At 34.0% G+C, this 15,910-nt stretch carries 11 protein-coding genes and 3 pseudogenes; 7 read left to right on the forward strand and 7 right to left on the reverse strand.

The genetic code is table 11. The annotated features are described in order from the left end of the window. Nucleotides 1-39 precede the first annotated feature (39 nt). Together BMX24_RS03115 and BMX24_RS21115 are read left to right on the forward strand one after the other, a co-directional pair. Nucleotides 40-648: a response regulator transcription factor gene (locus BMX24_RS03115; RefSeq protein ID WP_089790613.1), complete on the forward strand. Its 609-nt coding sequence runs from the start codon at nt 40-42 to the stop codon at nt 646-648. 332 nt (nt 649-980) lie between these two features. Then, a complete protein-coding gene (locus tag BMX24_RS21115; protein ID WP_170835644.1) occupies nt 981-1,154 on the forward strand; it encodes a hypothetical protein in 174 nt (57 codons plus the stop codon). A 303-nt stretch (nt 1,155-1,457) separates the two neighbouring features. Here the strand turns inward: BMX24_RS21115 and BMX24_RS21420 are convergent, their stop codons facing one another. The 5 genes from BMX24_RS21420 to BMX24_RS03135 form a co-directional block, all read right to left on the reverse strand. Further along, nucleotides 1,458-1,580 (reverse strand): hypothetical protein, encoded by a 123-nt coding sequence (locus BMX24_RS21420; RefSeq protein ID WP_262485633.1) that lies wholly within the window; start codon nt 1,578-1,580, stop codon nt 1,458-1,460. Nucleotides 1,581-1,728: 148 nt separating this feature from the next. After that, a complete protein-coding gene (locus tag BMX24_RS03120; RefSeq protein WP_089790614.1) occupies nt 1,729-2,877 on the reverse strand; it encodes a serine hydrolase domain-containing protein in 1,149 nt (382 codons plus the stop codon). A gap of 112 nt (nt 2,878-2,989) precedes the next feature. Further along, on the reverse strand, nt 2,990-3,907 hold the full coding sequence (locus tag BMX24_RS03125) for a helix-turn-helix domain-containing protein (RefSeq protein WP_089790615.1): 918 nt from the start codon (nt 3,905-3,907) through the stop codon (nt 2,990-2,992). A 69-nt stretch (nt 3,908-3,976) separates the two neighbouring features. Continuing rightward, nucleotides 3,977-4,783, reverse strand: a complete 807-nt coding sequence (locus tag BMX24_RS03130) for an SDR family oxidoreductase (RefSeq protein WP_089790616.1) — start codon at nt 4,781-4,783, stop codon at nt 3,977-3,979. 160 nt (nt 4,784-4,943) lie between these two features. Further along, nucleotides 4,944-5,774, reverse strand: a complete 831-nt coding sequence (locus BMX24_RS03135; RefSeq protein ID WP_089790617.1) for an SDR family oxidoreductase — start codon at nt 5,772-5,774, stop codon at nt 4,944-4,946. Nucleotides 5,775-6,294: 520 nt separating this feature from the next. On the opposite strand from BMX24_RS03135, the gene BMX24_RS03140 reads away from it, so the two are divergent. The 5 genes and pseudogenes from BMX24_RS03140 to BMX24_RS03150 all read left to right on the forward strand — a co-directional run bounded on the left by BMX24_RS03140 (nt 6,295) and on the right by BMX24_RS03150 (nt 10,923). Next, nucleotides 6,295-6,492 carry a hypothetical protein gene (locus BMX24_RS03140; protein ID WP_089790618.1) on the forward strand — a complete coding sequence of 66 codons (198 nt, stop codon included), beginning with the start codon at nt 6,295-6,297 and terminating at the stop codon, nt 6,490-6,492. A 235-nt stretch (nt 6,493-6,727) separates the two neighbouring features. Continuing rightward, nucleotides 6,728-7,141: a DUF11 domain-containing protein gene (locus BMX24_RS21120; protein ID WP_228404798.1), complete on the forward strand. Its 414-nt coding sequence runs from the start codon at nt 6,728-6,730 to the stop codon at nt 7,139-7,141. A 530-nt stretch (nt 7,142-7,671) separates the two neighbouring features. After that, a pseudogene (locus tag BMX24_RS21490) lies at nt 7,672-7,860 on the forward strand (IS3 family transposase); the annotation flags it as partial. 309 nt (nt 7,861-8,169) lie between these two features. After that, nucleotides 8,170-8,253, forward strand: a pseudogene (locus tag BMX24_RS21495) (hypothetical protein); the annotation flags it as partial. A gap of 420 nt (nt 8,254-8,673) precedes the next feature. Continuing rightward, on the forward strand, nt 8,674-10,923 hold the full coding sequence (locus BMX24_RS03150; RefSeq protein ID WP_089790620.1) for a chitin binding peritrophin-A domain-containing protein: 2,250 nt from the start codon (nt 8,674-8,676) through the stop codon (nt 10,921-10,923). A gap of 626 nt (nt 10,924-11,549) precedes the next feature. On the opposite strand, the pseudogene BMX24_RS03155 reads toward BMX24_RS03150, so the two are convergent. Beyond that, nucleotides 11,550-12,748 (reverse strand): annotated as a pseudogene (locus BMX24_RS03155) (IS256 family transposase). 285 nt (nt 12,749-13,033) lie between these two features. Next, on the reverse strand, nt 13,034-14,740 hold the full coding sequence (locus BMX24_RS03160) for a tetratricopeptide repeat protein (protein ID WP_089790621.1): 1,707 nt from the start codon (nt 14,738-14,740) through the stop codon (nt 13,034-13,036). Between the last annotated feature and the right edge of the window lie 1,170 nt (nt 14,741-15,910).

Here is a 15,910-nt window from a genome sequence, read left to right on the forward strand (position 1 = left end):
GAATGAGAAGGTGTATCTATTAAATCGGTCTAATAAAACATGGTAAATAAAATTCTAATAGCTGATGATCATCACGTTGTACGTGTAGGAACATCAATCATTGTAAAGGAAACATTTCCGGAAGTATCCATTGATTTTGCTACGACTTATGATGAAGTCAAAGAGAAGCTGGAAGCTGAGAATTATGATCTTATCATTCTTGATATCGATATGCCTGGCACCATCTATAAATCAATGGTGAAAGAAATTAAAATGTTAAGAGAAGAAATCCTAATCTTAATATTTTCGTTTTATGAAGAAGATATCGCTTTGCAATATTATAAAGAAGGAGTACACGGTTTTCTGAGCAAACTTTGTGACCCGAATGACATTGTCTCAGCCATTAGCTCAATTTGTGAGAAAGGGCATTATTATTCCTCATATATTATTAACCAAATGATTGAGAATAAGAATTCACCCGTAGAGACATTATCACAAAGGGAGCTTGAAATATTCAAACTTTTGGCCCAGGGAAACGGAAATCTTGAAATTGCGAACCTTTTAAATATTGAAGAATCGACTATTGCCACACATAAAAGAAAATTATATAAGAAACTCAAAATTTCCAATCTGGTAGAGCTGATAAGAATTTATAATACACTTCATTAGAATTATTTGAAAGCCATAACATAAACAGCAATAAAAAAGACAAACTGGGCAGTATAGAAACCTTGACAAAACTTCAGATAATACATGCTTTTCAGCACAACATTTGAATTTTCAAGAGGATGAAACATTGAAGAAAGACTCTGGCACTTTATGGAGTTTTTTCTTTTATGTATTGTGTACTTTAATTATAACATCCTATTTACTTTTACAAAGCTGTAGTTATATAAATCAGATTGATACAATGTGTAAATTTGAAAGTTATAGGCTATTTTAAAAAGACACAGTGAACAAGAAACGCATATTACGAATTCTGACAATTTTACTAGCATTGGTTGTACGACTTTTCGGATTCTACAGATTTTATAACCTACGACAGAAATTATACTTTTGCCAAAGAATATGAAGAAGAACTAAAATACATCTCATCAAACGTTTACTTTGGAGAAGAAAAATATTTTACAGTATTTGAATTAAAAGGTCTAGAATCCAGAATACACTCCTACTGAAAGCGGGAGTTTTTATTTAATTCCTAAATCAAATCTCATAGAAAATCCTCGTTTGTCTCTGCGTAAATGAGATAAAATGCATTTTCCAATTTATCTTTGCTAATGCGATCCAAATTTTAGTTCTTTTTTTTGCAACTCTAAATTGCTAATTTTCTGGAAACTTATTTCTAAATAAGTTTAAATAAGTTCATTAATTCTCTGTTTTTTCACGGTATTAAACTTGAATTGACAAGAATTTCCTTATCACTTGGAGTTAAGATAAACAATAACATTTCATTAAAATAATAAAAAAATAGCAGGAGACTATGCTCCTGCTACCTGAGAAAATAAATGTGGCTGGCTTCTTGCATGGAAAATAATATCATTATCTTTATAATGATTATAGTCTGCGCCATATTCTAATAGTAAAGTCTCATTAATAATCATAATTAAATATTTTATGGTGTAGTCGAACATACAGCAATAGTAAACCGCTGAAACAGATCATAATTAAAATCGATACCTCATATTCAAGTTTATTTAATATGGAATAGAGGATTTTTTCTATAAATTTCTTTATTCTTGTTATGAGAAATTATAAAGCTTGTGAAGTTTCAACTATATCCTGCATATTATATTTTAAAAGTTTAACTATTTCTTTACTTATTTCTACGGCTATCGGTCGATGTGAGGCTTCTAATACTGCAATTGCAATCGATGCGTTCAGCTCTGGAATATAGATAAGATCTGTCCCGAGGCCACCACCATGATTATAACCTAAGATTCCTGCATATGTAATTTTGCGGATTCCAAGGCAATAATTTACCTCTAAATTAGGAAGAACATCTTGTGTCATCAAAGCGAGTACTCTTTTATTTTTAATAATCTTTCCATTGAACAGTTGTTGAAAATAACTTGACATTTCTTTTACATTGGTAATTATGCCACCACCGCCATATAAGTCCCAAGATGGATCAAGATTATAAGTATCCCATCCAAATTCATCCCAATATTGGTGAGCCTGTTCAGGAGTATTTTTTCTTTCTTTTTCAAACTTGGCGAAGCGTGTAATCAGCAGTCCATTATTTTTGTAGCTGAGCAGCTTTCTGATCGAAAGATAATAGGGAAGATGGGTAATATTTTCAATTATTTCGGTTAGAAGTACATAGTTGATATCTGCATATTTAAAACCTTCGCCAGGCTGTGAAAGCGGTTTTCCAAGCCTTGTAGCCTTAGCGATCTGTTCGTCCCTTGTCCAGATGTATTTTGGGTGCTCACCAATAAATTTGAAATATTCGGCATCGACATAATCCCTGATGCCTGAAGTGTGTGAAAGTAGATTTTTTATTGTTATACGGGATGTATTATAACCTGCCTGGGTAAGTTCTGTTTCTGATCGCTGGCTGAGATAATCTTTGATGGGCTGCTCGATGTCAAGTTTTCCTTTTTCAACAAGTCTTAATATGGAGGCTGCCACATAGGGCTTGGTTGTACTGGCTATCAATACAGGCTGGTCCATAGAGAGTTTATGTTTGGTATCTCTATTTTCATAACCTGTGGCATAGCCAAAAGATAGCTTTTGGTCCGGCGCTTCAACGTAGACTGCAAAACCAACTGCTTTTAGATTAGCAGCGTAAATGGAATCAACAGTATTTTTTATTTTTTGCTGGATATTCTGAGCACACACATTCACACTGGCCAGCATGATCAGAAATATGGCTTGAAGATTTTTTAAGATATGCATATTGTATTTAAATATTTTTGAGAGAGAATAAAAATTAACAGGAAATAAAATACGTAAGCAAATTTTATTCTCTGTATAATCATAAATCTACTTTTTTTAGCTTATTGATAACTTAATTGAGGTGTTCTCTAAATTGCAATGGTGTCAATCCCGTTTTGTTTTTGAAGAGCTTATTAAATGATTGAGGATACTCGAACCCCAGTTCATAGGCAATTTCAGCTGCAGTAAGTTCTGATGTAGACAGCTTCTGCTTGGCAACTTCGATCAATTTGGCGTGGATATGCTGCTGTGTATTCATTCCAGTCATATTTCTTAGCATATCGCCCAGATACCCATATGATACATTGAGCAAAGCCGAAAAATAATTAACTGATGGGATACCTTTCTGAATGGACTGTTCGTCTTCGTAATAGTTGTTGAGTAGTGTTTCGAAACGCTCTATTAAAGGGCTACTTATAGCCTTTCTGGTGATAAACTGCCGCTTATAATAACGATTACTGTAATTGAGCAAAACTTCAAAGTATGAAATAATCAATTCTTGGCTTGTATCGTCTATTACCATTTCGATTTCTTCCTTAATATTTTCAAAAATAATCAGCACTTTATTTCTTTCTTTTTCTGAAAGATGAAGCGCTTCATTTATATTGTAGCTGAAAAATCCGAATTTTGTTATTAACCTCGCAAGTGGGTGTCCAGCAAAAAAATCTGGATGGATGAATAGGCTACGTCCACTACACACCTCATCATCAATGACGGAAAGAGCCTGTCCCGGGGCTACAAATATTAATCCACCTTCATCAAAATCATAGTAGCTCTGCCCATATTTCAATTTGCCCTTCAAGTTACTTTTATAGGATACCATATAAAAATCGTGAACAAGGTATTGTACTTCCGATTCCGAAGGAATGTCAGCATGATTGACAGAAACAATAAGGGGATGTAGAGGACTGGCAACCCCCAGCCCTCTACATAAATCACTAATTGATTTATAATAATGCAGTTCCTTTTTTTTAACTGATTTATCGATCATGATTAATTTATGAATTTTATTAAACAGGGATTGATGGTATAAAATTAGCTATTTTTAACTACAACGGGTTTAGCCCACCAATCCTTTTGCAATGAGTTTTCTGAACTTTTCCTGACCAATATCTAATCTTTGCTGATACGTCGATATGGCATCATTGCCTGCAAGATAGCGGAGTTGATCTTTACCATCGGTTATTGCTTCGTAAACTATGGCGGCAATAGATTCAGCAGTTGAAAATTGAAGCGGGCTTTCATTATTCTCAAAGCTTGCTAAAAACTTGTCAAACTGCTCTGCATAGGCCTCATGCTTCCCAAAATCTAAAGACCTGCTCATAAAATCAGTGGCAATTCCGCCAGGAGAAATGGTCTTTATCTGAATATTATGTGCAGCTAACTCAAAAGACAGGCTTTCGCTCCAACCTTCAATAGCCCACTTTGTCGCATGGTAAATAGAAGCAAATGGGAATGCTACCAGTCCGCCTATAGAGGTAATACTGATAATTAAGCCACTACGTTTTTCCCTTAAATGAGGAAGAAATGCCTCTGTCACCCTGATCACGCCCAAAACATTCGTATCGAACTGTCGCGTAATCTGGTCATCTCGGTATCCTTCCAATGGACCTGTCAGTCCGTATCCTGCATTATTGAAAACAACGTCTACAGGCCTAATTTGAACAGCTGCCGCTACCGCTTTTTCAATAGATGAAAGATCTGTCACATCTAACTGTAAAAGATGGATATTTTTGATTACATTCAGTTCAGTTTCTTTTTCAGGATGTCTCATCGTTGCAATTACGTTCCAGCCTTTGGATGCCAACAGCTTTGCTGTTGCTTTTCCCAAACCGGAAGATGCCCCGGTAATGAATATTGTACTCATATTATTTGATTTAAAATTTAAAGGTCAATGAATTTCTTGAATTTTGTCAATAAGTACTTCATCTATATCCCCTTATTGACATTAATGTAAAAGCGAGCAACATCAGTTCTATCTAGTCCATAAGAAGCACCTGTTATAAAGACCGTTTTAATTTATCTGCTTATTTCGCTAGGAAAATACTATTTGTAAACGTCTGATATTCCTCCTCAGAAGTATTTCGGCGTGCATTTAGAATAGGCTTGATGTCGTCAGTAGGAGAATAACGCAAGCGATCAGTTCCATCTGTGGCAGCTTCATAAATGGCATGAACTACTTTTTCTACTGCATCGGCGTCTGCCGTTCCCTGCATGCCACCATAGACTTTACCAATTTGTTCTAAAAAAGGCAGATAATCCTCAATCAAATTCAAACCTGCACTTTCGCCACCCACACGGCTCATAAAACCGGTTTGCATAGCACCTCCAGGTTCAATAATTTTTGCAGTGATACCTAATGATACTAATTCATATCTTAACCCTTCTGTCCATCCTTCTAAAGCAAATTTGGATGAACTGTACACGGAAGCCATAGGGAAGCCAATAGCACCGGCACCTGAACTGATATTGATGATAGTACCTGATCTATTGGAACGGAAATAAGGTAAAATAGCTCTTGTGACATCCATAGCCCCAAATACATTCACATCAAATTGTGTTTGGATGGCTTCGCGAGACGCGCTTTCAAAAATTCCGAAAAGCCCATATCCTGCATTATTTACCACTACATCAATACTTCCGAAATGGTTTATGCCCTCAACGATTGCTTTATCAATTGAATTCTTGTCCTGAACATCTAGTTGAGTGACAAAAATATTTCCTGACTTCTCAAGATTTCCATTTTTAGTGGTATCTCTCATTGTAGCAATAACATTCCATCCTTTTGCAGCAAAATAATTGGCAGTTGCGGCACCAAAGCCTGATGATGTTCCTGTGATTAGTATTGTTTTGTTCATTTGTTTGATATTTAAATTTGTCTAACACTTTTGATATTACAAATATCCCATGTATCTTGACCTTCTGATAAACCATATTAAGGAATTGATAATCCAAAATGAGGATTCTTATTGATCAGGTATTTTTATGGTGCAGTAAAAAAACACTTTCCTGCGGGCTTAATTGCAGACTTTTCAATAATGCAATATTTTAATGATTGCTTAAAATCAAGCCTTTGAACTAGATGTTGGTTTCACAGCTCTTGGCTCCAGGAATGCTCCAAACCAAAAGGACCGAATTCACGCCCGACACCAGACTGCTTAAATCCTCCAAATGGATATCGTAGTCTTAATACAGAAGGAGATGGATGTTGCAGAAAAACAGATGAAGCATTGACGGAAAAAAGCTCAAGAAACCGGAGAAAATCACAGTAGAAACGCAAAAAGAAATCGTTAATTATGAAATTATTTAGTTTTATTTTACAATATTCAGAGGGAACATTTATCTCTCAAGTAGAAGCCGAAAATAAAGAAAAAAGCTATGAGGAAATGGCTTAGGGAGATAGATATAACTCAATATCCAAATTTTTATCAAGAAGAAAGGAAAAGATTAATAGAAGAAGATTTTGAAGACGAAGATCCTATTCTTATTCAAGGATGTAAAAATATATGGTGTTTTGGAATGAGGATTAACGGAGAGTTAGCATTCATTAACTTCATTCAAACAGAAAATTTATAATATCAGAGTTTTAATTCCTATCAATGGGCCACGAGGACGTTTTTCTGACCCGAAAAATAACAGCCATTTATCAGGAAGCTCCGGCGTAAGCAGTAATTCGAATGGCCACATCTGGGGACAAGGTGGCACAGGTACAACGGGACTGTTCGGAGATAGCAGGTCTATCGATACCTGGACTTTCATTCCTGGCATACCTGCCCATATTACAGCTGATGTAACGGTCAAGGTTGCCGATCTGAAGGTCACACAAATTGTGCCGGACAAAACAAGTGTTGTTGTTGGTGATCAGGTGCTTTATACAGTAAAGGTGAAAAATGATGGACCTAGCGGTGTCGAAAATGCAACATTTACATTTTCTCTCCCATCTGGTTTTAATCATCAGAATGTAGTGTTTCAGGGTAATGGATGCGGTAGCCAAGGAGCGGTAATAATTTACAACTCCCAGACCGGGAAATATACATCTAAGCTTAATCTTCCCAGCGGATGTGAAATAACATATATTTTTACTGCAGGAGTTACAGCTACCACATCAGGAACCAACCAGCAGGCCGAAGCTACTATTTTAAGGCCTAATGATGTAACAGATCCTGATGCTACCAATACAAGTTTGAATATTCCACCTGCCGATCCGCATTTTTTTTCAGCATGAGAATATATAAGACAAAAAATACTAATCTAGTTGTAAAATCTAAAAAATAATGTTTAATACACTCTCATCGGATAGATTACATAAAAGATGATTGAAATAATCTTTAAAAATAAAGAAAGTAAATTTCAATAATTCAAATAAATGAAAGCGTAAATGAATTTTTACGCTTTTTTGTAAATCAATACCATCAATGATTGGCAGATTTTTTTAAAAAAATTGTAAACCTTTCGTTACTACGAAAAAGTAGTGATTTTATATGATTTCTGTTGTTCAATTTTACACTACCAATATAGCTAGAATGTGACATCTTAAAAAAGGCAGTAGGCATCTTCTTGGGGAGAGACGGGTAAGATATAAATTTATCAAGGATCACATTAGGATGTTTCCTGTCGGGAGGATGTGTGAAGTATTAAAAGTTAAGCAGGAGCAGCTTCTATCATTGGAAGAAAAGAAAATCTACTAGACGATCAGAAATAAGAGCCGTTTTATCTGCTGAGATCTTCAGTATTTATCACTAGAGCCGTGACAGATATGAAAGTCCTCGCATCACCAGGGAATTAGAAACAAAAGAGATGAAAACTTCACATCCTTTCGTTGCGAGACTGATGAGAGAACGTAGCCTGAGAAGTATAGTAAAGAAAAAATTTAAGAAAACTATCAATTCTTCGCACAGATATCCCCCTTGTAGAGAATTATTTGAATCAAAATTTTCAGGCTAACAACAGCAAAGAAGTCTGGGTTTCCGATATTACCTATATCCGCGCTGGTCAAGGCTGGTTGTATCTCATGACGGTCATTGATTTGTTTGGCAGAAAGGTTTAGAGTGGTAGCTAAGTAAAACGATGAAAGCTAAGGACATCAGTATTGATGCCTTAAAAATGGCACGGCTTCACCATCCTTATACAGGATCAAGACAGTTTAATTTCATTTAGAAGGATACCATATGCCTGCACAGAATATACGTCAATAATCGGGAAACCATTATCCGCAGCATGAGTGGAAAATGAAATGCTGTAGCAGAGAGCTTTTTCAAGACCCTTAAAACAGAACTTATTTGTCAAAATAGATATGAAACTAGGAATCATGTCAAAACTCTCTGCTTGAATATATAGAAACATTTACAATACTCAGAGAGGGCATTGACTCCGTCGAATCTTCGATTTCTGCTTTAGGAAATTAACCATGAAAGAGTGTCAAAATTTAATGTCTAATCCATCTAAAAATGTAGCATAAAGAAGTATATAAATTTTGTCTCAAAAATAGTTGCAAATTTAACTTCTCTATAGCATCTTACTGTATACAGTATCTAATTAAAATATGAAAGATAGTTACAAAACGATTTTTTTATTACATTTTTCAATAGCGATGACGAATTATAGAGGTACTGCAATTTTACTGCATTGAATAATTAAGTGATTGAAATTTAAGAAATTATATTGTACAGTGAAATTGCAGTATCGTTATTTGTCCTCAGTTGCTCTAGATTTGCATTCGAATATTTCAACGATTCAAATTATTAAACACTAGATAAAATGAAAAACAAAACCATTACAAGCTTGTTCCTTGTATTAGGTACTATGACCTTTGCTCAAGTTGGGTTCAATACGCCAGAACCCAAAGTGACTGTAGATATTGTGGCTAAAAGTGCAACCGGCACCACAACAAATCCCGAAGGGCTATTGATCCCCAGAGTTGATAGACAGAAAGCCCAATCTATGAAAGAGATACCTGTTTCAACTTTAATTTTTGTAGATAATGTAACAACGGGATCCACGACAGGAATCGCTACAAATATTTATCAGGTAGGATTTTATTATTTTGATGGGGAAAGATGGGTAAGATTAAATTTTGACCCTGTTTTATATGCTCCCATCAATTTGTATAACACTGATGGAACTTTAGAAGCCGATAGAGTTGTTACCCAGAATGATAAGAAGTTGGCTTTTACTTCAACAGCTAATAACGCTTTTTCTATTGATGGCGACACCTTTTCGGTGGATGCCAAAGCTGATCGAGTTGGTATAGGAACGATAGCTCCGGCTGAAAGGTTAGACATAAGTGGGGCGGTGTCAGTTAGGGGACGAGCAGCTATTGATAAAACTTCAGCTGGGACTTTTGATTATGGGCTAGGCCAAACAAGAATTTTATCTTGGGGAGACACAACCTCCGGAGTTATTGGTTTCTGGACAGGTGCAGGAGGGAAACCTACGAGTGAGAAAATGCGTATTCATTCCGATGGAAATGTCGGTATCAACACAAATGCACCTAAAGCTAAGTTAGATATTATTGGATCTACTTTTGGACTTAGAAATTCTGTTGGAAGTTGGGATAATATTTGGTTTGATGTTAACAACACGAGTGCTCCTTCTATCAATGCATCAGGAGCTGAGACCGGTCTTCAATTTAAAGTCGGAAAAAATGCTACGGGTACCTATGGAGATGAAAATCAGTCTTTAATAACAGTTGCAACAATGTCTCCCGACGGAAATATAGGAATAGGAACTGTTTCACCTGCAAATAGTGCCATATTAGAATTAAATGCTACTAATAAGGGATTTCTACCACCAAGACTTACGACAGCCCAAAGAGATGCATTAAACCCAAAACCAGCTGGATTGATGGTGTATAATGTTAATACCAACTGTATGGAATTTTGGAATTCTGCATCGTGGGTATCTACCTGTGCTATTACAGCTCCTCCAGTTGGAGTGGTTACTACGCTTAACTGTGGAGGGGCTACTCATAACGGGACTATTTTAACAGGAACTAATGCATCGGTGTCTTCGGTAATTCCTTACGATGGCGGAAATGGCGGAACGTATGGTGGGCAGACTATTGCTTCTACAGGAGTAACGGGTTTAACAGCTACTTTAACGGCAGGAAATTTTGATAATGGAGCAGGAAGCCTAACTTACACAATTACAGGAACTCCTTCAGGAGCAGGAACAGCGAATTTTGTCATTAACATCGGAGGACAAGCTTGTACTCTTTCCAGAACTGTGAGTGCTGCACCTGGATCTGTTCTAAACTTAAATTGTGGTGGTGCCACAAACAACGGAACTTTAACATCCGAAACTCTAGCAGCAGGTGTATCTTCTATAATCTCTTATACAGGTGGAAACGGAGGTACTCATAACGGACAAGTTGTAAATTCGACAGGAGTGGTAGGTCTAACGGCTACCTTAGCAGCAGGAAACTTTGCGAACGGGTCAGGAAACCTTACCTATACTATTACTGGAACTCCTACGACAGCAGGTACCGCATATTTTACTATTAATATTGGGGGGCAGACCTGTATTTTATCAAGAATTGTGAATGCTCCGACTGGGGTGATTACAAATTTAGACTGTGCTAGTGTTACAAGAAATGGAAATTTACAGTTGGGAGCTGTTGCATCTAATGTTTCATTTGAAATTCCTTATACAGGAGGAAATGGGGGGGCTCATAATGGGCAGACTGTCACTTCTACAGGAGTAACAGGTTTAACAGCTACTTTATCTGCAGGAAATTTTAACGCAACTGGAACGTTAACTTATATTATAACAGGAACGCCTTCTGCGGCGGGTACAGCAAATTTTGCGATTAACATAGGTGGAAAGACTTGTATTATATCAGTTGGAGTTTTAGCTCCATGTACGGCAGAAGGAGTATATGCATATCCTCATGATGTAAGGAAATATTATAGATGTATTAGGATTGGAGGAGATTTGTATCGATATATTTATACTTGTCCTAATGGATCAGTATTTGATCCTATAAAGAAAATTTGTGTTGCTCAGTAAATGCCTAAATTAATATTTATAAGAAGTATATAAGAAGATCAATTAGTCGTAAGCAATAACATAAATGCTATTATAAGTAATCTTAATTATTCTACTTAAAATTAGAGTAAAAAAAGACTAATATTTTTCTTAGTGTTTGTAGCATGAGTACTTTAAAATTTAAGGTCTCATGCTTTTATTTTCATTAAAAAAAGTCTTTAACCGAAAAAACTGTAACCATTGAGTTATGTATATATGGTAGCATTTAGTAAGAAAATGTAATAAATAAAATGAAAGCTTAGTAATCGGCAAATCCATAAAATTAAGCAATACAATTAGAGAATAACAAATGTGATACTTTGACGCAGTGGCTTATACATTAATATCTAGTTATCAATTAATGTTAATATAATTAATAACCAAACTTAAAATATTATGCTGATTAGTGACCAGAGCTGGAGACCATAGTTTTTATAACAACAAAGGTATTTATACTTACACTACTTTAAAAACGAATTGGATGCTTAGTAAAAGTGAAAAAGAAACAGACCTGGGTTATACAAATGAAACAAATTAAACAATAGCCTATAACTATAAAAAAGATATTCTCCAGCGAAGTGTGTAAGTTAAAAAGTTAGGCTTGGATTTTATAATCTGAGCCTTTTTTCAAAAATAAGTATAAATTGATTGAGAACAATACCCCAATTTTGGATAGGCATCGTCCATTTTTTAGCAGCTTCTTTTAATGCCATCCACTGATTTTATTACGGCATCATCGGTAGGAAAGGACATTTTATTTTTGGTGTATTTACGGATTTTTCCGTTGAGATTTTCAATTAAATTAATGGTATAAATGATTTTTCGGATTTCGAGAGGAAATTCAAAGAATACGGTCAACTCATCCCAATTGTTTCGCCAGGATTGGATAGCATAAGAATATTTACTTTCCCATTTGTCTGCAAAATCACCCAGAGCTGCTTCAGTTGCTTGTTTTGTTGGAGCTGTGTAAATATGTTTCATATCGGCAGGAAATTCTTTTCTGTCCTTCCAAACTACATATTTGCAGGCATTTCTGATTTGATGAACCACACAAATTTGGGTTTGAGATTCAGGAAAAACAGAACGGATAGTCTGGGTAAATCCGTTTAGATTATCGGTGGCGGTGATGAGAATATCTTCTACACCACGGGCTTTTAAATCCATGAGAACGCCCATCCAGAAAGCTGAACTTTCATTTTTTGCAAGCCACATTCCTAACACCTCCTTTCTCCCGTCACGGTTTAACCCCACAGCCAGATAAACGGTTTTATTAATGACTTTGGAGTTTTCCCTTACCTTGAAAACAATGCCATCCATCCAAACAATGAGATACAAATCTTCAAGCGGGCGGTTTTGCCAATTCACCACTTCACTTGCAATAGCATTGGTTATTCGTGATATGGTGGAAGTAGAAACCTCAAAATCATACATCTCACGGATCTGTTCTTCAATGTCTGATACGCTCATTCCTTTGGCATAGAATGAGATGATGATGTTTTCCAAACCATCGATAATGTTGTGCCTTTTGGGAACTAATGCGGGCTCAAAATTTCCTTCACGATCTCTGGGAACTTTAATTTCAGACTCTCCAAACGACGACTTTATTTTCTTGCTTCCGTGACCGTTTCGGTAATTTCCAGTGGGTAGATTTCTAATGTTTCTCATTATCCAGATGAGAGTCCAGTTCTGCATCAAGCATATGCTCTACAGCTCGTTTGTGCATTTCTTTGAAGAAAGAAATTAAGTCTTCTCTATTTTTAAAGGACTTATAGAAATCCTTGTTGTTTAATAATTCTTCTTTGTCCATCATAAACTATGTAGGTTTAAAATTAATAAAAAGTTATTTCCGTAAAATTTTTTGAGCTATAAGGGCTCAAAATTTTCCAGAATAACTTTTTAACTTACACAGTTAGTGAAACACTACCCACTTAATCTTACAATAATTTGCATATTAACATAGAACATCGGGGTTGTAAACTCTTTTTTGATTGCATTTCGATGAACTTATTTTGGTTTAGATTTCCTAATGAAGCATGAGGTCTGTAATATATCATCTAGAAGAACGAGTATTTCCTCTCTTTTAATTAACATTTTAGACACTTTTTAAAAACTGATCTAAGCTAGAATTTTTATCGAGACCTATTTTTGTTTTTATTTTTGTCTTATATACTCTTATAGTATTTGGAGTTGTATTTTCAAAAGAAGCAATTTCCTTTGAAGAAAGCTCAAGTCTAAAGTAGACACAGAGTTTCAATTCGTATTTTGTCAGACGTGAAAATTGCAGTGAAAGTTTTTTGATAAAATGTTCATTTTGTAAAGAACTCTCTGTTAACAAATCATAATCCCTTTTGTCGATGTCAAGTAGGTTTGTTACTTTCAGCAGAAGATCTTTTAAGATCTGCTCTGGTTCTTGAATTCTAAGTTTTTTTAAATTTTTTAAACTTTCAAGAAAAGCTTTCTCCGTTTCCATTTTAAGATTAAGTCTTAAATATAAATTCTTTAGTTTCTGATCCTGAATTTCTAGATCTTGCTCAAGAAGTTTCTTATTATCTTCAAGGATAATTTTTTGGTTCTCCATCAACTCTCGTTCTTTTTTATTATGAGTAATAATATATATAATGATAGTTGCAGATAAAATAATGGAAAGGAAGAAAACCAATTTAAGCAAAAAGCTTCTTTTTTTTTCATAATCATATTTTTGATTTACATTTTTTATAATATATTGATTAAGTAGATCAGAGGTTTCCATGTGACTTTTCTCTACCTGAGCCTTGTACTGGTCATTCAGTTTGATACCTTTTTCAGAAAATATTTTTAAATTTTGAAAATCATTATGATTCGCGTAATAAATTTGAATAAATTTGTTAGCTTGTATCTTGTCTTGTATTGTTACTAATTCTTCCTCTTTTTTGATCAGATATACAATAAGTTCTTTGAGACCTTGATGGTCGTTTGTCAGAGTAAGCAAATTAAATAATCTTTTGCTAGGACCCATAATTTCATTTAGAAAATTGCCGCTCTTGTCAAAATTGAATTCGGCATTATATAATTCTTTTGCTTTGTCATAATTTTTGAGTTCCATATAATAATCTCCTAGGTTTCCTAGTATATAATATAAAAAAAGATCATCTTCTGCAACTTTATTTTTCTTTTCCTTTAATAATTGTATTGCCCTATTGGTCTCCTTAATAGCTAAATTTGTTTTCCCTAATTTGTAATAACACAATGCAAAATTATTATGCATTGAGGCTATAAAAAGAATATTGTTTTTATCAAGGGCTTTTAAAGATTTATTAAAATAGATTAATGCTTTGTTGTAATCTTTAGATTTATAGTAATATCTACCTTTTTGATGATACAAGTGAGGAAGAAAATATTTCTTTTTTGATTTTTCATCAAGGCATATAGCTTTATTCAGAAATTCTAGAGAGAGTTCAGGAGAAGTATTTTCGTATTGGATGGAAAGATGGTAATTACATACGATAGAAATATAATTGTATTGACCATTGTTTATTTGGATAAGTTTATATAGCAATAGTTGCTTTTTTTTATTATAATTATTTTGATAAAGGGAAAGTTCTACAAATTTGCTGCTTATTAGATACTGATTAGTTTTAAATTCTTTATATTTTTTAAGCTCTCGGTCATAAATAGCTTTGATCCTTTCCGGTTGGTGTTCATCAACGGCTATGGAAACTTCTTGATTAATATCAAAAAAATATTGATTAAGTTCATTTTGAGGACGTGTGCAAGAATTAAATGTCAACATTCCGATCAGAAATAATAAAATTTTCTTCATAATGTTATTTTTACAGTTTTTACAAATTTAATTATTTATGCTGCTTCATATTGCTTATAATAAACTGTTATGCATGATTTAAAATTAAAAATAAATAGTTTTTTAGATTTTTAATATGTTTTTGATAAAATTTTTTATCTATTTTATTGATTTAATAAATCTGAAGGGGCCAATGTGTTATGCTTATTAGCTTCTTTTTCAATTAGATTGTTTAAAAGAAGCTGAAAATACTATGTAAGGTACAAAGAATATCATTGGATTTATAGAAAAGTAAATACTTTGTTCAAATCCTTTAAGTCACATACTTTATAAAAGGCAAAAAAGCCAGAAATTATTATTAATAATTTTGGAGCTTGAAAAAATATGGTTAGATAGGAATATGTAGTTAAAGTAAAATAGATCAATTAATCAATGCAGCTCGAATGATTTGCTTGATCAAGTTAAACTCCGTACCTGTAAACAAAAATATTTTTAAAAAACTCAAGTTTTGATCAATAATTAAAATTGGAAGATACAAGCTTAAAATAATTTATTCAAAACTACTCACAATTCTATTTTTAATCACAAATTAATATATTTAAAAATTGTCAAATTTTTGTCTATGTCTTTGTTACAGACTTGAAAGCAGATACAAAATAATTTTAACAATGTAATTTTACTTCTACTAAGAAATAAAAATTGTTTTATAAAATTTAAAAAATTATGATGATGAAAAAAAAATGGTATACTGATTATATTTAGTATATGTAACCTATTAGAGACACCAAGCATATAAAAATATTCTTAAAACCGATATTATAATAGATGAATATTTTTTGAATATTCATCCCGATGATCTTAGAAAAGCATTCTTAAGCGAAGATTAATAGATATTAAAAATACTGTTTGGGTTCAAGGTGCAAAAGCTACAAAACCGATGGTTTCAAGACCTCTATAAACTATAATAGTTAATGATAATTCTAATGAATTTGAGGGATTTTAAAATTAATTGCCTCATCTCCCGAAAAGCACAAAGAGTATACGATGGTGGTTCGCCCGATTGCGGAATATCGTAATAGTTACTGAAAGGAAAATCGCATAAAGAATTAGGATTACCCTGTAATGAGGAAGTTTTTAAGTCTGGATGATTTTTCTGAAGATATGCCTTTGGTGAAAGGTCGAATTTAATTG

This window comes from Chryseobacterium wanjuense (assembly GCF_900111495.1).
Classification (GTDB): Bacteria; Bacteroidota; Bacteroidia; order Flavobacteriales; family Weeksellaceae; genus Chryseobacterium; species Chryseobacterium wanjuense.

Bases quoted from the DNA above. Each gene is read 5' to 3' on its own strand.
- BMX24_RS03115 (WP_089790613.1), top strand. From the start codon at position 40: ATGGTAAATAAAATTCTAATAGCTGATGATCATCACGTTGTACGTGTA.
- BMX24_RS21420 (WP_262485633.1), bottom strand. From the start codon at position 1,580: ATGATTATTAATGAGACTTTACTATTAGAATATGGCGCAGACTATAAT.
- BMX24_RS03120 (WP_089790614.1), bottom strand. From the start codon at position 2,877: ATGCATATCTTAAAAAATCTTCAAGCCATATTTCTGATCATGCTGGCC.
- BMX24_RS03125 (WP_089790615.1), bottom strand. From the start codon at position 3,907: ATGATCGATAAATCAGTTAAAAAAAAGGAACTGCATTATTATAAATCA.
- BMX24_RS03130 (WP_089790616.1), bottom strand. From the start codon at position 4,783: ATGAGTACAATATTCATTACCGGGGCATCTTCCGGTTTGGGAAAAGCA.
- BMX24_RS03135 (WP_089790617.1), bottom strand. From the start codon at position 5,774: ATGAACAAAACAATACTAATCACAGGAACATCATCAGGCTTTGGTGCC.
- BMX24_RS03140 (WP_089790618.1), top strand. From the start codon at position 6,295: ATGAGGAAATGGCTTAGGGAGATAGATATAACTCAATATCCAAATTTT.
- BMX24_RS03150 (WP_089790620.1), top strand. From the start codon at position 8,674: ATGAAAAACAAAACCATTACAAGCTTGTTCCTTGTATTAGGTACTATG.
- BMX24_RS03160 (WP_089790621.1), bottom strand. From the start codon at position 14,740: ATGAAGAAAATTTTATTATTTCTGATCGGAATGTTGACATTTAATTCT.